The sequence below is a fragment of the Dyadobacter sp. 22481 genome (genome assembly GCF_052044875.1).
GTDB lineage: Bacteria > Bacteroidota > Bacteroidia > Cytophagales > Spirosomataceae > Dyadobacter > Dyadobacter endophyticus.
In genome coordinates, this window is the sequence record NZ_JBQENV010000004.1 from 242889 (window position 1) to 263374 (window position 20486).

Here is a 20486-nt window from a genome sequence, read left to right on the forward strand (position 1 = left end):
TAATTCGCTTTATATAACCTCTTTCAAATGATTCAACGGTGTCTCTGTAAAATTTAACGGTAAGCACGCTTTCAGAACGCCCGCATGACTTCTTCGATCGGTTTTGTTCCTTCGAAAAACGAAAGCAGCCGCACGAGAATTCCTTCCACCACTGCATCCGGGCACGATGCGCCGCACGTGAGCATGATACGTACGGGAGCTTTGTCGGGAATATAGTTTTCCGTGACCGTTTCTTCCTTTTTATGCAAATCAAAATGGCGGATCAGCTGCCGGTCGAGGATTTTATTCACTGATTCGATAAAATAGGTTGGAAACTTCTGTTCACACAACTCGACTAAATGCGAGGTGTTCGAACTGTTATAACCTCCCGCCACGACCACCAGATCCGCCTCGTGCGTAAGCAGCGCATACGTAGCGTCCTGGTTATCGTTCGTCGCATAGCATAATGTATCACGGGTATTGGCAAAACGGTCCTCGACCTGTTCGGGACGCAGGCTGTAATGCCGGATCATCGCATTCTTGAGATAATCCGCGATGCCCTGCGTGTCGGAAGCCAGCATGGTTGTCTGGTTCACGACACCGATACGCTGCAAGTCTTTTTCAGGGTCGAAGCCTTCGGAATACTGGTTTTTGAAATCCTCAAAAAATTGCAATGCAGGCCTGATACCCGTCATGTATTCCGCCAAAATCTGGGCCTGTTTCATATTCTCGACCACAACGGTCGGCGCATTTTCCTTACTATGCGAGAATGTGGCGCGCGTTTCCTCGTGATTGGGCTTGCCGTGTACAACGATCGTATAATCTTTCTCGCCAATCTGCGCCGCCCGGTTCCATACCTTCTCTACAAATGGGCAGGTCGTGTCATACACATATGCGTTCACGCCCAGTTCCGACAGTTTCTGCTGGTTTTCAACAGTTGTACCAAATGCAGGAACGATGACAATATCCTCGGTGGTAAGCTGCTCCCAGCCGATAAGTTGGTTGCCTTTGGTATCCATAATGAACTGCACACCGCGCTCCATCAGATCACGGTTCACGTCCGGATTATGGATCATTTCGCTCAAAAGAAAAATCCGCTTGCCCGGATTCTCGGCAATGGCCTTGTAGGCAATATCGATCGCATTCTCTACCCCGTAACAAAAGCCGAAATGGCGTGCGATGAGGAACTGTACCGGTCCGAAATCGAGCAAAGTGGGCGAATAATCCCTTTTCAGCTTATCGTTTTTACGGCGAAATTCCTTGATCGGCGTGATAATGCGGCTCCGGTAAAAATCGGGGATATTGAAAGTTTTCATGTACTAAAATCGGTAGATTGCATCAAGGCGGCACAAAGATAACCCCGCCTTTTTCTAAGAACAAGACGGTATGTCCCTTTGTTCGGTATGCAGCATTTTGAAAAAATTTTTAACCAAATGCAACATGCCGTATAAACAGTTGTCTTTGATTCAGAACGTTCAAAATCTAAACCTTCTGCTTGAAAACACAAATTTACCCCGACCGGCACGTCGAACTGGTAGAGCGTTGTAAACTCGGAGAGCGCAAAGCGCAGTACGAGCTTTATAAACATTACTCAAAAGCCATGTTCAACATCTGCATGCGGATACTGAACCATTTGGGAGAGGCTGAGGATGCTTTGCAGGAGGCCTTCGTGGATGCTTTCACGAATCTCCACCAGTTCAGGCAACAATCCACGTTTGGGGCATGGTTGAAGCAAATCGTGGTCAATAAGGCTATCAACCACATGCGGAGCAGAAAGGTAAAATGGGTGGAAATCGAGGAATTCCACGAGACTTTGGAGCAAAGCGACCGGAATGAGGACTCTTTCGGACTGGATGAGAGCGACACGACGCTCGAAATAGAAAGGGTTCGCAACGCGGTACAGAAATTGCCGGATGGTTACCGGGTGGTACTAAGCCTGTATTTGTTCGAGGGCTACGACCATGAAGAAATCGGCGAAGTGCTCGGGATCAGCGAAACGACCTCCCGGACGCAATATATGAGGGCGAAAAGGAAATTGACTGAAATGCTGGTCAGATGAGCTTTTCATTAGTTAGAAATGATACTTACCTAAAACTCTTACGGATTTGAGACTATTATTTACACTTGACAAGTTAATTAATCTATGAAAAATTCTTCTGATAAAAAGGATCGATTGGAGCGGTTTGTGCGTGATAACAGGGATGGATTTGATACTTTCTTACCGCAGGATTCTTTATGGAGCCAGATTGAGAGCCAATTACATAACGAGATTCCGATAGTACCCGAGAAATCGAAAAAAAAAATCAGGCGTCTGAGTAACCCCTATTTCGATTGGCGTATTGCCGCGGGGGTGTTCCTGGCGCTCGGAATCGGGTTTCTGGCTTACCTCAATAACAAGTATGGCATTACCCGTGATCCGAACGTGGCCCTGAAAGTCCCCGCATATGCCCGCGAATTCAATCAATACAATGTTGCAATAGACCAAAAAAGGGAGGAGATCATCAAACTGGCCCGGAACAATCCTGAGCTGTACAAAGATTTCTCCGCTGATTTGGAAAGTCTGGAATCGAGCTATAAAAACCTCCGTTCCAACTTATCTAACGCCCCTAACCAGGAAGCACTGCTCGAAGCAATGGTTCAGAACCTGCAATTACAGGTGGATCTTCTGAATCAACAACTGGAAATTTTGCAACGTATTAACAAAGTGAAAAATGATAACGATAAAGAAAATAGCGACGCTCCTGTTATTTAGTGTGATCGCCACACTGCCACAGGTAGCCAGCGCAACCCTCGATCCCGACGATTCTGAACAGAATGGACTGGTAGAGAGGCGGAGGAATATTGTAAAGGTATTTGATGTCAAAAAGAGCGATGCACTTGAAATCGACAATCAGTTTGGTCTCGTTAAGGTGAATCTGTGGGCTAAGGAAGAAATTAAGGTCGAAATTGTAGTGACCGCCAATGCGCCTTCCGACAACCGCGCTGCGGAATATCTCAGTTCGGTGAATATCGATGAAAAACGGGCGAAAAACCTCATCAGCATTGTTACCCGCATCGACCGCAGCCAGTTCGGTAAGAACGGCTGGAACAATAGCAAAGGGGACAAGAACTTCATCCAGATCGATTATACGATCTACATGCCGAAAGAGAACTCTCTGACGATACGGAACGAATTTGGAAATACCGATATCCCTTCCTTTTACGCTCCGCTCACCGTATTTTCTAAGCATGGTAACTTTATAGCCACCTTGCTCGAAAACCCCGATAATATGATCGACGTGCAATTCGGCAGCGCTAAAATCGGCAAAATGGACGGCGGGAAGCTAGATTGCCAGTATTCAAATGTGAAGCTCGATCAGGCCAAGAAAGTCTGGCTGAGCAACAAGCACGGCGAGTTGACGATCGGCGACGTGGTGAACCTGGATGCTGCTATCGACTATTCAGGGGCTAAAATCGGGACGATCCGCGGCACCGGCAAGATTAAACTCAATTATTCGGGTAATTTCAAAATCGATGAACTGACACATTCGGCGCAGAATGTCGATATCCAGGCACAGTACTCGTCAATAGTACTTCCGGCGGAGGCCAACCAGTTCAATGTGAGCGTGACGTACGGCAAATTCAGTTATCCGACCGAAAATGTCAATTTTTCTATGCAGCCTGATAAAGACGGCCGGCCCGACAAAATGAAACATTATCAGGGCAAAATCGGCACCGGAGGAGGAACCAAAATTACTGTAACCTCGCTCTTTGGAGATGTAAAATTAAAAGAGTAACACTACTCTTCCAGCAGCACATTATACCTGAAATCTAACGGATCGAAGGCATTGTAGAGCTTCTGGATGAACTGAGGATCGTTAATGTAGAAATTCAGCAGATTGTCATACCGTTCCTGGGCGATTCCGTTCGGGAACAGTTTGTTTTTGAGGGTTAGCAACTGTTCGATCTCCGATTCATGATTACGCTCCTCGGCGCGGATAATGCGCTTTTCGAGGTGTTTCAGTGAATTCAAGAGGCGGGTTTGCTCCGCTTTCACTGCGCCGTGCATCGTTTGATCTACTTCGGTAGCCTTGGCAAGGATTTGTTCAAAAACTGCATTGAACGCCTCTTTCTGATCATTCAGGTTGAGCTCGTGCTCCGTATTGCGTTCGATAAAAGTCTTGCGCAACGCAATCTCGTCGAGGAACAAGTCCTTGTAATCGATTTTCAGCTTCTGCGCTTTCTTATATTGATGACCGTTCATGTACAGCGCGAAATTCCGCGGCATCAGCATGGGGTAAGGTACGCCGAAATGGTCAAAAACGCCTTTTAACTGCATCCAGTAGGGCACTTCTGACGGCCCTCCTATATACGCCAGATTGGGCAAAATCACTTCCTCGTACAACGGGCGCAGGATCACGTTCGGGCTGAAATGCTCCGGATTGCTTTCCGCAAGTGCCAGCAATTCTTCCTCGCTAAATTCCAGCTCGGTATTCAGTACTTTGAAAACGTCGCCTTCGCGCACGATACGCTCGCGAAGATTGTCGTCGAGATAGAAGAAATTGATTTCGCGCGCGTGCAGGGGCGTGTGGTAACCGAGCGCATTCAACCGGGAAGTAGTTTCTGTAACGAGTTTTTCCGAAATGGAGTCTTTGAGCTCCTCCCGGATAACAGGCAGGAAGTGGCGTTTAAGGTCGGCGTGGTCGGCGTCCAGACTGATCAGCCCGTATCGTCCGAAAAGTTCGTGCATATAACATCGAACCGCATCCGACAGCGTGTTATTTTCCAGATAGGCCTTCGCAAAAAGCAGCGGTTTATCAGGCAGTTGCTTCAAAATACCCGCCAATTCCTTAGGATTGAGCTTTCCTACCGCCCCTTTGTGCTCTCCCGTCCATTTGTGCGTCTGCCCGAACAGATGGAAAGATGCGATTTCTTCAAAATCATGGTCTTCCGAAGCCATCCAGTAAATCGGTACGAAGTTATATGCGGGATACTTCGCCTTTAACGCTTCGGCAAGCTTGATGATCGTAACGATCTTGTAAACAATATACAACGGCCCGGTGAAGATATTCAGTTGGTGACCGGTTGTGACGGTAAATGTATTGTCCTGTAATAAAACTGAAAAATCGGGCAGGTAAGGCAGTCCGTGATATTGCCTCGTTAGCACTTCCACGAGCGTTTTGCGCTTCTCTGCATCGAATCCTTTTTTGTTCAAAATAACCTTTTCGGCGTTCTCTAGCGTCGGGAAAATGCTGTAAAAAGATTCGAGCGTCGGTTTCTGGTCCAGATAGTCGAGTAATAATGCAGGAAACTGGCCTGTGGTACGCAGATCCACGGAATGCAATGTCATGAAAGGTGGTTTTTCAGTAGCTAGTAGAGAATCCAACGTATTTATTTTTGCTATTTGAGTCAAAAAAGAAACCTACTATCTAACGAGAAAGCCGTCGATTTTGGTTTCCTAAAATTGCGCATTTTGACCGATAATCGAAAACCTTTTACCAAGATACAAAAAAGCCGCATCTGAGTCAGATACGGCTTTCAACGTGTACATTTTGGTTTTCAGTTGTAGCAGGTTATACACCTGAGATATTTATGATTTTTTAAAAGACATAGTCATTTTTGGCAATCAGCTCGTCGGCAATGCGGCGGCGTGCGTCTTTCAGGTTTGCCGGTTCGATCTTCGTGAACCTTTTAAGCCCCATCAGCATCACGCGAAGTTCATCGCTTTCCGCAAAGCTGGTAATGGCGGAACGACCGGCGATATTCGCCTTTTCTACGGCACGGTTGAGGTAAATGGCCGCTATATCTTTATGCAATGCATTAGGCCCGTCGCCCAACAGCCCGATCCGCTTCTCCACCCGCAATAACACCGATTCGGCTACAAAAATTTCAATTACCATATCGGCGAGGTTCATGATAATCTCTTGTTCCTCAGAAAGTTTCATCATAAACTTCTGTACCGCGGCACCCGCAATCATCAAGGCGGCCTTTTTCAGGTTTCCGATCACTTTTTTCTCGGCTGCGAACAATGTTTCATCCTCATCGGAGCTAAAATCGGGGATCGACAAAATTTCTTTGCCCACTGCCGCCGCCGGCCCCATGAGGTTAAGCTGGCCTTTCATGGCGCGTTTCAGCAGCATATCCACCACCAGCAAGCGGTTAATTTCATTGGTACCTTCAAAAATCCGGTTGATCCGGCTATCGCGATATGCGCGATCCATCGGTGCATCGGCAGAGAAACCCATCCCTCCATACACTTGCACACCTTCATCGACCACAAAATCCAGTACTTCCGAGCCGTGCACTTTCATGATCGCGCATTCAATCGCAAATTCCTCCAGAGCCTTCAATTTCGCCTCCTCATCGTTCATTCCCTTCTCTTTGAAGGCCTGGATTAAGTCATCTATATTTTGACCCACACGGTAAGCCGCCGATTCGGTCGCGAACATGCCTACCGCCATTTCGGCCAGTTTGTGTTTGATCGCACCAAAATTGGCGATCGCCGTGCCGAACTGCTTGCGTTCGTTGGCATATTGTATCGCCTGCGAAGCGACACGCTTTGAGCCCCCGAGGGCCGCTGCCGAGAGCTTGATACGGCCGACATTAAGGATATTAACTGCTATTTTAAACCCGTTACCTCTTTCGGAGAGCATATTCTCTACCGGTACCAGGCAATCGTTGAAGAAAAGCTGGCGCGTATCCGAACCCTTGATGCCCATTTTATGCTCGGGCTCGTTCATGGTAATGCCACCAAATGATTTCTCGATAATGAACGCGGTCAGGTTTTTATCGGTCTCGCCATTCTCTTCAATTTTAGCAAAAACAATAAAAACGTCTGCAAAACCGCCGTTCGTGATCCACATTTTCTGGCCATTCACGACGTAATGCTTACCGTCGGCGCTCAATTTCGCCTTCGTTTTACCTGAATTGGCGTCGGAGCCCGAATCGGGCTCGGTGAGGCAATAGGCCGCTTTCCACTCCCCCGAAGCGAGTTTAGGAAGGTATTTGCTCTTCTGCCCTTCATTCCCGTAGTAGAGTATCGGCAATGTTCCAATCCCGGTATGCGCCGAAAGTGCCACGGAGAATGAATTACCGGCGCCCGTCGCTTCTGCCACGAGCATGGAAGTGTTGAAATTCATTCCAAAGCCGCCGAATTCTTCGGGGACCGCAGTCCCCAGCAAGCCCAGCTCACCCGCTTTGTCCATCAGGCCGGAGATCAGCGCCGGACTTTTGGCATGGTCGATTTCATCCAGATGCGGCCACACTTCCTTCGAAAGGAAATCTCGGCACGTATCAGCGATCATGCGCTGCTCTTCATTAAATTCTTCCGGTATAAAAATCTGGCTGGCCAGGGTTTCCTTGATCAGGAATTCACCTCCTTTGATGGAGGTTTGATTTACTGCTGCAACGGACATATCTGAATGCGGGTTAGTCGGGAACGTGTTGAGTATGCTTGCATACCATTACAGGTTAATGCAAATATAGATCATAAAAATTATTATGCAAGCATACTATTATTAAAAATAAATGAAAATGACCGCCATCAAATGGCGGTCACCAACAATTGCAGAGACATGCGGCTTTGCTATTTCTTGAAAACCTTGAATTGCTTTAAGAACTCTCCGTTGTTTTCGACCCTGATAAAATAAATGCCCGCGGACAGCCCGATGGCGTCGAGGTCGAGGTTGGCCAGGGAATCCGAAATCTTCACGAGTGAACTGGTAATCGGAATTCTCTTGCCCGCCACGGTCACAATTTCCCAGCTCAGGCTATCTCCCGGCTGGTATTCGGGAAGTTTGATATTGACGATGCTTTCAACCGGGTTAGGATAAAATGCCCAGTCGGCCATGTTCTTGGTGATGTCTGCCTTATCTCCCGCCGAAATGCCGAATTCGATGGAATTCGTGACTACTGCGGAATCCTCTTTAAACGCGGTGACAGTTAAAGTATACCTCCCTACATAAGGTGCAAAGCCGGATGCATCCTCATACAGCGCATAAGGGAATATCGCAGTCGTTGCTTTTCGGCGATAGGGACCGTTCAGATCAAAAGAGACTTTGTCGTACTCGAAATTTCCGTAGGCATACATATTCAGCTTCGACGGCAGCGAATCGTAAGGGATTACGTCATCGCCCGACAACTTCCTGATCACCCGCTGATCCACCTTGCTGCCTCCCTGAACGAGTTCAAAACGTATCTCGGGGATTTGCACCAGCAGCACCAGCGGGATTTCCACGTATGCACCCGCGTTGTCGTATGCGCGGATGATCAGCTGGTACTCGCCCTCTTCCTTGGGCGTTCCTGAAAATTCGTTCATGGCAAAATTGAGCCAAGAAGGCCGGTTTTGCACAGTAATGGAAGAAATATAGCCATCCGGATCTCCAAAAATATTGGTGGGCAGAATGTAGTTGAAGGGCATATTGATCTGCGCATACTTTACGGGCAAACCACTGGTGGCAAACGGTGGCGCATTCAGGAACTGCGGCTCCACGACTTTAACCGTGAAGTAAGTTTCGACAAATGCGTTAAGGTCATCATAGGCTTTAAGACTAATGCGGTAATCGCCCAGTTTCATAGGTGTTCCGCTCAATATGCCGTTCGAAAACGTCAGCCAGGAAGGCAGTTCGCTGGCTTCCACTTTGGTAATGTCGCCGTCCGGATCGACGAACGCCGTTTTTGGAATGGTAATGGTAAATGGCTTACCCACGGCCACCATCTGATTCGAGAAATTACTGTCGACGGTCGGCGGCTTATTGGCATTCTCGCGCGTATCCACCCGAATGGTAAAAAATGCTTCCGCCGAACCTCCTTCGTCGTCAATTCCTTTTACCGAAATGCGGTAGTCGCCCAACGTACCGGGCCTGCCTTTGAGAACGCCGTTCTCGTAGCGCAGCCACGCGGGCAACGCACCTACTTCCACCCGTACGACCGTTCCATCCACATCCGAGAAAGTATCGATAGGCAGCCGGTACTGGAAGTCCTTATTTACCGGAATTATTTGCATAGGAACCGGTCTGAAAACATAAGGCATGTAGTTGGAGGCATCCGCCCAGTAACTTGGCGACAATATGTCTTCGATCAAACGAATGCGGACAGGCCGTGGCTTTGCCGGATCGGCGTAGGCGCGTTTGGCCCATTCATCGTAAATCACACCCTGCGCACCGCCCTTTTCGGTAGCTGCCGACAACCGGTACGAGACCGAATCAGCATACACGATCGGCGTCATCGGTTTGTTCAACCAGAAGGTCGCTCCCTGGCGCAAAAAGCCTTCCGCACGCGCCATCTGCTCTTTTTGCGAAATGACGACCGCTACCACATTGGCACCGTGTTCGAAGTTTTCGTTGATTTGTTTGATGTGGGCATTGTTATCGAGGTAGGAACTCACAAAAAGCTCATTGGCCGTGATAAAACCTGCCGGCGCATCGCTTTTCAAAATATCCACCGACCACCGATGGTCGTGCGTGGCCAGGTTGTCGTTTACCTTGATACCATCCGTTTTTTGGTTGAGGTCACGAAAGCCCAACGTGCCCCGCGATGCCGACTGCGAATCGAATACCGAACCGTAATCAGAAACATATTTAATAGCCGGGTCGACGCCTTTGACAGCGCTTACCATTTGCTCGGTAAACCTTTTGAGCATCATATGGCGGTAGATGTACCAGTCTTTCCCATAGCGCTGACGGAAGGAAAGATTAGGCTCCCAGGCAGTCGCAGGCGGATTCGCCTCGTCGAACGATTTAAACGTCATTCCCCACAGGAAATTGATCCGCTCGATCTTCTTGTATTTTGATTTTACAAAATCCTTAAACCCTTTCACCATCGAAGGCGAATAGTCGTAAACGGCCGCCTCTTCCTTTCCTTTCTCGATCAGCCCGCCGGGATATTCCCCTTCCTGCGTACCGGTATTGGTCACCGACACGTAGAGCAACTTTTTATCGGTCTGCAGGTACTTGTAACGGGTTACGACCTCTTTTACAAAAGCCACCCCTTTATCGAGAATGGTCTGGTTATCAAAGCCAAAAAATGTATCCTGGTAACCGCTGAGCAACGGCTTATTGGAATGGCTGAACTGACTGTCGGAAACCTCCCAAAAACCTTTGATGCGCGTGCTGTGCCGGCCAAGGTGAACGCGTAATGCGACCTTCATGCCCAAATCCGTCGCAATTTTGATCTGCTGATCGTATTTCGCCCATTGGGGCGTTTCGGTAGGCGAGCTGAAATAGACCTTGTCCCAGGGAATCGTAATGTATACCGCATTGAGCCCAAAGTCCTTTGCGGAGCGGATCAGGTCCGGTTCCGGGCCGATATCGTCCGGGTCGGTGAGGTTCAGGAGCATCAGCGCTAGGTAACGCTGGTTATCTATTTCGGTCGTTCTTTGCTGGCTTTGCCCCGAAACGCGGCCTGCCAGCGCCAATACGCTCAGTAACAAAAAAATACGGGTCAAAAACTTCACTGCGCACGTAGAATTGAGCATACTAACGGGTTTTGTCAATTAATTCAATCCACTCATTATATCCGTTTTCCACATTGAACCGGCTCGCTACTTCAATGCTCCTCGCACTGTCGGTTTTCGTGTCGCCACGCATTACCGACCGCATCGCCGCGACCATTTGTCTGACACTCAGATCCTCGGTAACAACACCCATTCCATCCTTTACAAACTCGGAAACGCCTCCGGAAGGAAATGAAACAATAGGCTTACCCAACAACGCAGCTTCTATCATCACCAGTGGAAATGGGTCTTGCCGGGAAGTGAGCAGAAAACCATTACCCATATTAAGGTAGGCATAATAATCTTCTTTTTGCTTGCCGGTCAGGTGAATTTTGGTCGCCGACGTGTTTTTAGCGCAGCGTTGTTCGGTATAATACACCAATCCATCGTCGATCGTTGCACCTACCCACACGAGGTGGACATTCGGATCGTTCACTTCTGCGGCAATATCGGGCAGCAGGTCGAAGCCTTTTCGCTCCGAAGTCATACCCGACAAAATCCATACGAATGCATCGGCCGGTATCCTAAGCTTCTGCCGGAGTTCGGCCGACCGGTGATCGTCTTTTTTTACAAGCGAAGGATCTATGAAGGAATAAAGCAGGCCCACATTCTTCCCGCCGGCATCTTTCAATGCATCGCAAGTCGTTTGAGAGCATCCGATCAGCAGTTCCGAATAATCCACGATGCTTTTGAAATCGGGCGCGCTCAGGTACGCGTAAGTGAGCGGCATTTCATGGAAGTGGGTAATTACTTTAATACCGAATTCTTTGGCCACCACGATCGTCTCGGGGATCATGGTTGTATTCACATACCAGAAATCCGCCCGGAAACTCTTGGCAAGCTTTCTTAATGCCCGGAGCGTTGGGTTAATGCCCAGGTGAAAGGAAATTTTTTCTATCGTATTGAACTTGCGCGGGGCAATATGGACGGGAATATCTTCGGGGAACTCGGCCAGCAGTTCGCCATTGGCAAAACTGACGATACCGACGTCGAAACGGGAACGGTCTATTTTTTTCAGAATGTACAACAGCATCATCTCAGATCCTGTCCGTGTGGCATAGGGCGTAAAAAAGAGTATTCTTTTCTTGGATTGATTCATGCAGAGGCAGTTAAGAGGTCGATGTTCTCCTGAGGCTTGATCTTATACAGCCCTTTTCTGAGGAACAGCGTTTTCCAGAAATATTTTAAAAGAACGCGGGTCTTCCTTACATATATATATTGTGTGCGAAGTTCCGAGAACGGATTCCCATTTTTTCTCAGGTTCAGAAGCATCTTCCAACCGTAAATGACCGGCACCATGAAAATGTAATGCAGGATCAACATGATATATTGAAAAACGCCGTATTGCTTCCTGACCCAAAGAAAATTAGAAACCTGCATTTGGGTACTGAACCGGTTGATCCACGAAATATGCGTCCGACGGAACGGGTTGTTATTTTCAAGGTGGATAAAAATACAATCCTGAAAATAGCACAGCTTCCCGAGCTTTCCCAACCGGCCCGACCATTCCACGTCTTCGCCGTACATGAAAAACTCACTGCTGAAACCGCCCGTTTTTTCGAAACCTTCCCTTCGCACAAACATAAATGCGCCTACGAGCCAGTCGTACTGGTCCGGATCGGTATAGGCCGGTTCGGGATAAAGTTTGCCGATGAGCTTATCTACCAAACCGCTCGGGGGAAGTATGAAAAACGTCTTCCGAAATTCGTTAAAGCTGCGGTAGAAAGGCATCGGTGTACCATCGGGGTAATATTGCAATGCACCGCAGGCGATAATGTCCGTCCGCTGGTTCATCCGGTTGAAACACCGGCCGATCACATTGTCGGTCAGCAACGTATCGGCGTTCAGCAGCAGCAGGTACTTTCCCTTTGCAATTTCCATGCCGCGGTTATTGGCAATACCGAAACCCGCATTGAATTCCATGTCGATCCACCGCACTTCCGGATGGGCCTCTCTCACCAAAGCACCTCCGCCATTCGCCGGGTCATTGTCTACCACGATCACTTCAAGGGTTACCCCGGAGGTAAACCGTTTGATCGAATCTAAGCAATTGTTAATGAGTTGGGGTGTCCTGTAATTAATGATAATAATGGAAACATCCATGAAAGCCGGCGTGCATGATGAAAGGGCAAAAATAAAAAATCTCCCCGGAAGATGGGTAACACTTCCGGGGAGACCTTTAAAATCGGGTCGAATGTTAGTCTACGGCTTAATTAAGCCTTTCGTAAATGCCCGCAACACCCTGGCCGCCTCCTACACAGGCCGTAACCATGCCATATTTCTGGTCGCGGCGCTTCATTTCGTTGAAAAGCTGCACCGAAAGCCTTGCGCCTGTGGAGCCCAATGCGTGTCCCAATGCAATCGCGCCGCCGTTCGGGTTCACGATATCGGGATCGATGCCTAATTCCTGTATAACCGCAAGCGCTTGTGCTGCAAATGCCTCATTTAGCTCCACCTGCTGAATATCGCCTAGCTGCAAACCGGCTTGTTTCAATGCCAGCGGCACTGCCGCAACCGGCCCTATGCCCATAATGCGGGGATCCACGCCCGCTGTCGCGTACGACATCATGCGTGCAATGGGTTTCAGGCCTAATTCGTTCACCAGTTTTTCGGACATGACGATCACAAATGCGGCACCGTCGGAAGTTTGGGAAGAATTTCCTGCCGTTACCGATCCGCCCGCCGCAAAAACCGGTTTCAATTTATTCAATGCTTCAACAGTGGTATCCGCACGCGGGCCCTCGTCCTGGCTGATGACCGTTTCCTTTGTTTTCTTCTTACCGGAGGCCTGGTCGAAAAACGTTTCCTTCACCGTCACCGGCACAATGCCTTCGGTAAACCAGCCTTCCTTCTGCGCGCGCAGCGCTTTCTGGTGAGATTGGAATGAAAATTCATCCTGCTTTTCACGGCTGATATTGAAATCCTTGGCAACCTGCTCGGCGGTAAGGCCCATGCTCAGGTAATAATCCGGATTCGTATGGGCGATTTCGTAGTTCAATGCGGTTTTCCAACCCATTGTAGGCACAAGCGACATCGATTCGGTACCGCCGGCGATAATGCATTCGGCCATTCCGGCGTGTATTTTCGCGGAAGCCATGGCAATCGCCTCTACGCCTGAGCCGCAATAGCGGTTGATGGTGATACCAGACACATTTTTGGGTAAAGAAAGCAAGGCTACATACCGGCCCATCTGCATTCCCTGCTCCGCTTCCGGCACCGCATTTCCCACAATCACATCATCCACGCGGGTTGGGTCGAGCTGCGGGGTCTGTTCCAGCAAATGCCTGATCACCGTCGCACCGAGGTCGTCGGGACGTGTAAACCGGAACCCGCCTCTCGGCGCCTTGCCCACCGCGGTGCGATAGCCCGCAACAATGTATGCGTTCATATTGGATCTGTTTTTGGAATCAGTTTTAAGCAGGCGTTTGTGATAGTATGCCTGCATACCATTGGTAAAAATAGGTATTAATCGTAAAACAACAAACCGCCGGAGTTTGTTTTCCGACGGTTTGCAACTACCGAGTCTTTGCTGATGGAAATTTAAATTTTAGGAAGGGATGTGCCCTTGTTCCAGCTCTTTGGGTCGTTTTGCGCTGTCAGGCATGACGATCCAAAGGATGATGTAAAACAAAATGACAGGGAATGTGACCGGAATGAACACTGCGAGTACCAACAATACACGGACAATTGTGACGTCGATTTCGAAGTAATCAGCTAATCCTGAGGCTACGCCGCCGATCATTTTGTTGCTGGTGTTACGGAACAATCTATTGTGGTTCATGGCTATATCTGTTTAAATCGTTTTGATGTGTTAAAGGTACTATGCATTACCTAGTAGTGGTTCTAAATCTATACAGGCGGTTATTGGCCGGTAGCACGGGTTATTTTTAGTGATTAAAAACATTAGATCTGCATTAGGATTATGCCAGTTGTTGCGTAATAGTATTGGCAATGAATTACCTTTGGCCTAAGAAATAGGAGTTTTTGCTGACAATGTGACACGCGTTTATGTACAGGCTCAATATTTTCAAGGATAAAACCGGTTAAAAAACATACATCACATCATGTTTAAAATATTTTCCAAGCTGTTTGGCACGAAATCGGAACGGGATTTAAAGGAACTAACTCCGTACGTTGATAAAGTCAATGCCGAATATGCACTCCTAGCCTCTCTGTCGAATGATGAGCTCCGGGCACAATCCGCGAACTTGAAACAACATATTGCCGATCAACTGAAGTCTATCGACGAACAGATTGGTACGTTGAAACAACAGGCTGCCGACGAACCGAATGTGGACAGCAAAGAGGCGATCTTTAAGAAAATCGACGCGCTCGAACTGGAAAGAAATAAAGAACTGGAGAGGGTGTTGCTGGAAATTCTTCCAAAAGCATTTGCCATCGTAAAAGATACAGCACGCCGTTTTACGGAAAATGATAAACTGGAAGTAACCGCCAACTATTTTGACCGCGAAATCGCTACTAAAAAGTCGCATATAACCATCAGCGGTGACAAAGCGACCTGGAACACGACCTGGGACGTAATCGGCCAGCCTATTAAATGGAATATGGTCCATTACGATGTGCAGCTGATCGGTGGTGTGGTACTGCACCAGGGCAAGATTTCCGAAATGGCAACGGGTGAAGGTAAAACCCTTGTAGCTACCCTGCCGTCATTCCTGAATGCATTGGCCGGACAAGGCGTCCACATCGTTACCGTGAACGACTACCTCGCGAAACGCGATGCCGAGTGGAATGCCCCGCTTTTCGAATTCCACGGCATGAGCGTCGACTGTATCGACCGCCACCAGCCGAACACCATTGCACGCCGCAATGCCTATAAAGCAGACCTCACTTATGGTACCAACAACGAATTCGGTTTCGACTACCTGCGTGACAATATGTCACGGACGCCGGAAGAACTCGTTCAGCGCAAGCACCATTTCGCAATGGTCGATGAGGTCGATTCCGTTTTGATCGATGATGCCCGTACACCATTGATCATCAGCGGTCCGGTGCCGCGCGGCGATGAGCAGGAGTTTTTGGAACTGAAACCACGCGTTTCGAGGATCGTGGAAGCTCAAAAACGCCTCGCGATGGACTTCCTCAACGAGGCTAAAAAGAAAATCCAGGCCGGCGATAAAAAAGAAGGCGGTTTGGCATTGTTCCGCGCACACCGCGGTATGCCAAAGTACAAGCCCTTGATCAAATATCTCAGCGAAGGCGGCGTGAAGGCTATTATGCAGGAATCGGAATCGATTTACCTGGCAGAAAACCAGAAACTGATGCCCCAGGCCGATGCACCTCTTTACTTCACGATCGATGAGCGCCATAACAGCATTGAATTGACCGAGAAAGGGATCGACTTCCTGACAGGCGAATCGGAAGAGGCCAATTTCTTTATTCTGCCCGACATCGCTGTTGACCTCGACGCGATCGAAAAAGACACTTCGCTCAACGAACACGATCGTGTGATCGCGAAAGAAGCATTGATCCGCGATTATTCCGTAAAAACAGCCCGTATCCACACGGTTAACCAGCTTCTGAAAGCATTTACACTTTTTGAAAAAGACGTGGAGTACGTGATCATGGACGGAAAGGTTAAGATCGTCGACGAGCAAACCGGCCGTATTATGGATGGTCGCCGTTACTCCGACGGCCTTCACCAGGCTATTGAAGCGAAAGAAAACGTACGAGTGGAAGACGCCACGCAGACATACGCGACGGTTACCCTGCAAAATTACTTCCGGATGTACCACAAGCTGGCTGGTATGACCGGTACAGCCGAAACGGAAGCAGGTGAATTCTGGGAAATCTACAAATTGGACGTCGTTTCGATCCCTACCAACAGAGGAATCGTCCGTAAAGACCAGGAAGATAAAGTGTACCGCTCGGTTCGTGAGAAATACAATGCGGTAACCGATGAAATCGTAGAACTCGTGGAAGCCGGCAGGCCGGTACTCGTGGGTACGACTTCGGTTGAAAACTCCGAGATCATCAGCCGGATGCTTACGCTCCGCAAGATCCCCCACCAGGTTTTGAATGCGAAACAGCACCAGCGTGAGGCGGAAGTAGTTGCCGAAGCAGGTAAGCCGGGAACCGTAACGATTGCGACGAACATGGCCGGTCGTGGTACCGACATTAAGCTGACTGCGGAATCCAAGTCCGCAGGCGGTTTGGCGATCATCGGTACAGAACGCCACGAAAGCCGTCGCGTCGACCGCCAGCTGCGTGGTCGTTCGGGACGCCAGGGAGACCCGGGTTCATCCCAATTCTTCGTCTCTCTGGAAGACAACCTCATGCGTTTGTTCGGTTCCGACCGTATGGCGAAGGTAATGGACCGCATGGGCCTCGAAGAAGGCGAGGTGATCCAGAGCGGCATGATTACCAAGTCGATCGAAAGAGCGCAGAAAAAAGTAGAAGAGAACAACTTCGGCATGCGGAAACGCCTGCTCGAATATGACGATGTAATGAACTATCAGCGTGACGCGATCTATACCCGTCGTCGCAATGCATTGTTCGGGGATCGTCTGGCGGTGGATATTGCCAATACATTGTTCGATGTGTGCGACGAAATCGCTACGACTGCCGGAAGTTACGCGGAGCTTGAACTCGCGGCCATCACGACGCTTGGAATGGAAATCCCGTTCAGTGAAAATGAGTATGCAGCATTGAGACCCGCCGACCGCACGCAAAAATTGTACGAAGCGGCCGAGAAACAATATCAGGACAAAAACGACTCGATCTCAGGCAAGGCATTGCCGGTTCTCCGCTCGATCCAGGCAGAACGCGGTGCCGTAATTTCTGAGATCATGATCCCATTCACAGACGGTATCCGTCAGGCTGGCGTAGTAGTTGGTTTGCAGAAAGCCATTGAAAGCGAAGGCAAAGACATTACCCGCGAAATGGAGAAAGCGATCGTGCTTTCGCTCATCGACCAGGAATGGAAGGAGCATTTGCGTGAAATGGACGATTTGAAACAATCGGTCCAGAACGCGGTATTCGAACAGAAAGATCCGTTGCTGATTTATAAGTTCGAATCGGTGGAACTCTTTAAACGCTTCCTGAGTAAAGTAAACTTTGATATGATCTCCTTCCTCATGAAGGCTGACATTCCTCAGGAAGAAGCGGCACCGCCAACTGCCGTACCGCAGCAGGTCCGCAGGCCAGAGCCCGCGCCCGAGCTTCATACCAACCGTGAAGAAGATTACGACCTGGAAAGCGACACTTTCCATTCACAGGAATCTACCACGAAAGCACAGCCTGTGCGGACGATCAAAATCGCCGACCGCAACCAGAAAGTTTCGGTTCAATACCGAGATGGCCGCATTCTCCGCGACGTGAAGTTCAAAAAAGTAGAACATGAAGTCAAAAACGGCGACTGCGTCGTGATTGACGTGCATGAAGACTAGCCGCAAGGCTGTCGGGTGTGGTCAGATATAGCCATTGGTAGTCAGGATGGCAAAAGGTTGTTACAATTGACAATAAATGACAACGCCTGACCATAACTGACTATAAACGTTACCAAAATGGCCTCGGCGTTACCGTCGGGGCTTTTTCGTTGCCGGAAAATCAGGATTTATGCGATATTTGCATTTTAGAGACCATCATTAACAAAAAACAAGCTTGCATGAAACTGCATAGAGAGGGATATACTATTATGGCTGTAACGGCCATTGTACTGATCATTATCAATTTAGGGATCAATTATCTCCTTCCTGACGGCTACTGGATCCCGCGTCTTGTGCTGATCGGCAGTATCATCGTTTTTTTCCTCGTTGTGCAGTTTTTCCGCGTTCCTAAGCGTGTTATCCATCAAAGCGACCGCCAGATTGTGGCGCCCTGCGATGGCAAGGTGGTAGTGATCGAAGAGGTTGTTGAAACTGAGTACTTCAAAGGGCCACGCCGCCAGATCAGCATCTTCATGTCGCCACTGAATGTACATGTCAACTGGAACCCGATCAGCGGGGTTATTCAGTATTTTAAATATCATCCGGGCTTGTACCTCGTTGCCTGGCACCCCAAATCGAGTACCGAAAACGAACGTACCACCGTCGTGATCCGCACCATTGAGGGCGTGGAAGTATTATTCCGCCAGATCGCCGGTGCGGCTGCACGTCGTATACGCTGGTATGTGAAGGAAGGCGATAAAGTAGAGCAAAGCACCGAAATGGGCTTCATCAAATTCGGGTCCAGAGTCGATCTTTATATCCCCCTGGACGCCGAAATCAATGTTAATCTTCAAGACAAGACGGTAGGTAGCGTTACTGTGCTGGCTACATTAAAATAACCGCCAGCTTAGGATTTGCTCGAAAAACTGGGGTACCGCGCCGGGATACACGACTGCCATAAATACCATCCCGAAAATGGCCCCGTACATGTGCGCACTGTGATTCACATAGCTCGTGCCGCGCCGCGCTTCATAAAATGAATAGCCGAGAAACAGCAAACCGAATATGAAGCCGGGCATGCAAATGAAGAAGTAAAGGCAGATCTGCATCAGCGGCGCATAAAGAATTGCCGCAAAAAGCACGGCCGAAACACCGCCGGACGCTCCGAGCGAATTATATTTCGAATTTTTCCGGTGTTTCAAAAATGTAGGAATGTCCGAAACGATGATCCCCACCAGGTACAGAGCCAGATAGTAAAATGTCCCGCTCGCGCCGAAAAGCATGCCGAACAGCCGCTCGATGCTTTCGCCTACAAACCACAAGCTGAGCATATTGAAAATTAAGTGCCCGAAATCCGCGTGCACAAAGCCGGATGTAACAAACCGATAATATTCATTGCGCTGTGTCACGCGGTAAGGGTTCAGGATCAGCTTGTCCATCAAACTGTAATTGTTGAACGCGTAATAGCTGATCCCCGAGGTTATAATTACTAAAATAAGGGTAATCGACATAAAATGGGTTATTGATTGAATGATCTACTTTTCCCGCGCCACGAGCTGCTCCACAAACTGCAAGAGCACTTCTTTCTGAACACTGTCCGTGCGCAATTGCTGTAAACTAGCCATTCCGCGCGAAAAATATTCATTTATTTTACGTTCGGTAAATGCCCGGATACCCAACGCGTCGTAAATGCCGGTTACCGCTACTACTTTTTCGGCGTTATCGAATGTTTCAAGACCTATCCAGTGGTCAAGCTCGGTTTTCAGCTGTCCTTCGGCTTTCGACAGCGCTTCAATCAGCAGGAATGTCTTTTTATTAGCAATAATATCGCCGCCTACCTGTTTACCAAACTTCGCAGGATCACCGTAAACGTCCAGCAGGTCGTCTTTCAGCTGAAAACCAATACCCATATTCTCACCTGCCGAGTACAAAAGCTTGGTCGTCTCCTCATCCGCCCCCGTGATCATGCCGCCCAGTTCCAATGCAAAACCTAGTAATACCGATGTTTTCAGGCGAATCATACCAATATACTCCTCTTCCGTCACATCCCAGCGCGTTTCGAAATTCATATCGAGCTGCTGCCCTTCACAAACTTCCGCGGCCGTCTGATTAAATCGCATTAAAACTGAACGGAATTTATCCTGCGGCACGTCCAGCAGGAGGTCATATGCACGGATCAGCATTACATCCCCCGACAGAATGGCCGTATTTGCATTCCATTTTTCATGCACCGTAGGCATGCCCCTTCGCAAAGGCGCACGGTCCATGATATCGTCGTGCATGAGCGTGAAGTTGTGAAACACCTCTACTGCCATGGCTGGCTTCGTGGCTTTTTCAATATCTGTATCAAAAATGGAAGCAGCAAGGAGCGTCAACAAAGGACGAAAACGCTTCCCGCCGAGTGACATAATGTAGGTTATCGGCTCATAAAGCTCCACAGGCGTGTTGCCATAGGAATGCCGGTCGAATTCGATTTGTAGTTTTTCAAGTAATGCAGTGGGTTCGATCATGCGAAGCGTAATGTTGCCAGGCCGACAACTGGCCCGACAGGTTATGTGAGCCGCAAAGATAAAACCTAAAAACCGGCATTTACATTTACAAAAGCAGTATTTGAAAAGCCTTTATTAATAACTTTACCCCAGTCAACA

At 48.7% G+C, this 20486-nt stretch carries 15 protein-coding genes; 5 read left to right on the top strand and 10 right to left on the bottom strand.

Annotated elements, in window-relative coordinates; all coding sequences use genetic code 11:
• Positions 1-71: 71 nt before the first annotated feature.
• On the bottom strand, positions 72-1295 hold the full coding sequence (locus ACTJJJ_RS27050; RefSeq protein ID WP_440703590.1) for a 4-hydroxy-3-methylbut-2-enyl diphosphate reductase: 1224 nt from the start codon (positions 1293-1295) through the stop codon (positions 72-74).
• A gap of 179 nt (positions 1296-1474) precedes the next feature.
• On the opposite strand from ACTJJJ_RS27050, the gene ACTJJJ_RS27055 reads away from it, so the two are divergent.
• The 3 genes from ACTJJJ_RS27055 (at position 1475) to ACTJJJ_RS27065 (ending at position 3755) form a co-directional block, all read left to right on the top strand.
• A complete protein-coding gene (locus ACTJJJ_RS27055; RefSeq protein WP_090149524.1) occupies positions 1475-2038 on the top strand; it encodes an RNA polymerase sigma factor in 564 nt (187 codons plus the stop codon).
• Positions 2039-2122: 84 nt separating this feature from the next.
• Positions 2123-2731 carry a hypothetical protein gene (locus tag ACTJJJ_RS27060; protein WP_440703591.1) on the top strand — a complete coding sequence of 203 codons (609 nt, stop codon included), beginning with the start codon at positions 2123-2125 and terminating at the stop codon, positions 2729-2731.
• Positions 2691-3755, top strand: a complete 1065-nt coding sequence (locus tag ACTJJJ_RS27065) for a hypothetical protein (protein WP_229223303.1) — start codon at positions 2691-2693, stop codon at positions 3753-3755. Before ACTJJJ_RS27060 ends, ACTJJJ_RS27065 begins: the two co-directional genes overlap by 41 nt.
• Before the next feature lie 2 nt (positions 3756-3757).
• Here the strand turns inward: ACTJJJ_RS27065 and bshC are convergent, their stop codons facing one another.
• The 7 genes from bshC to ACTJJJ_RS27100 all read right to left on the bottom strand — a co-directional run bounded on the left by bshC (position 3758) and on the right by ACTJJJ_RS27100 (position 14231).
• Positions 3758-5308 (bottom strand): bacillithiol biosynthesis cysteine-adding enzyme BshC, encoded by a 1551-nt coding sequence (bshC, locus tag ACTJJJ_RS27070; RefSeq protein ID WP_188938595.1) that lies wholly within the window; start codon positions 5306-5308, stop codon positions 3758-3760.
• Between the two features lie 250 nt (positions 5309-5558).
• Positions 5559-7373, bottom strand: coding sequence for an acyl-CoA dehydrogenase family protein (locus ACTJJJ_RS27075; RefSeq protein ID WP_440703592.1), 1815 nt, complete (start codon positions 7371-7373; stop codon positions 5559-5561).
• A gap of 170 nt (positions 7374-7543) precedes the next feature.
• On the bottom strand, positions 7544-10432 hold the full coding sequence (locus ACTJJJ_RS27080; protein ID WP_188938597.1) for a putative Ig domain-containing protein: 2889 nt from the start codon (positions 10430-10432) through the stop codon (positions 7544-7546).
• A 1-nt stretch (position 10433) separates the two neighbouring features.
• Positions 10434-11549 (bottom strand): glycosyltransferase, encoded by a 1116-nt coding sequence (locus tag ACTJJJ_RS27085; RefSeq protein ID WP_188938598.1) that lies wholly within the window; start codon positions 11547-11549, stop codon positions 10434-10436.
• Complete coding sequence (locus ACTJJJ_RS27090) at positions 11546-12553, bottom strand: glycosyltransferase family 2 protein (protein WP_440703593.1); 1008 nt, start codon at positions 12551-12553, stop codon at positions 11546-11548. The genes ACTJJJ_RS27085 and ACTJJJ_RS27090 overlap by 4 nt, the downstream gene beginning before the upstream one ends.
• A gap of 106 nt (positions 12554-12659) precedes the next feature.
• Positions 12660-13838: an acetyl-CoA C-acyltransferase gene (locus tag ACTJJJ_RS27095; protein WP_188938600.1), complete on the bottom strand. Its 1179-nt coding sequence runs from the start codon at positions 13836-13838 to the stop codon at positions 12660-12662.
• Positions 13839-13997: 159 nt separating this feature from the next.
• Positions 13998-14231 (bottom strand): PspC domain-containing protein, encoded by a 234-nt coding sequence (locus ACTJJJ_RS27100; RefSeq protein ID WP_188938601.1) that lies wholly within the window; start codon positions 14229-14231, stop codon positions 13998-14000.
• Between the two features lie 283 nt (positions 14232-14514).
• On the opposite strand from ACTJJJ_RS27100, the gene secA reads away from it, so the two are divergent.
• Both secA and ACTJJJ_RS27110 read left to right on the top strand, forming a co-directional pair.
• Positions 14515-17859 (top strand): preprotein translocase subunit SecA, encoded by a 3345-nt coding sequence (gene secA / locus ACTJJJ_RS27105; RefSeq protein WP_188938602.1) that lies wholly within the window; start codon positions 14515-14517, stop codon positions 17857-17859.
• A 218-nt stretch (positions 17860-18077) separates the two neighbouring features.
• Entirely contained in the window at positions 18078-18737 is a 660-nt protein-coding gene (locus tag ACTJJJ_RS27110; RefSeq protein WP_188938603.1) for a phosphatidylserine decarboxylase family protein, read from the top strand.
• On the opposite strand, the gene ACTJJJ_RS27115 is transcribed toward ACTJJJ_RS27110, so the two are convergent.
• Complete coding sequence (locus ACTJJJ_RS27115; protein WP_440703594.1) at positions 18729-19349, bottom strand: rhomboid family intramembrane serine protease; 621 nt, start codon at positions 19347-19349, stop codon at positions 18729-18731. The genes ACTJJJ_RS27110 and ACTJJJ_RS27115 overlap by 9 nt on opposite strands.
• 24 nt (positions 19350-19373) lie before the next feature.
• The gene (locus ACTJJJ_RS27120; RefSeq protein WP_426295883.1) at positions 19374-20345 is read right to left on the bottom strand and encodes a polyprenyl synthetase family protein; all 972 of its coding nucleotides are present in this window, start codon (positions 20343-20345) and stop codon (positions 19374-19376) included.
• Positions 20346-20486 lie beyond the last annotated feature (141 nt).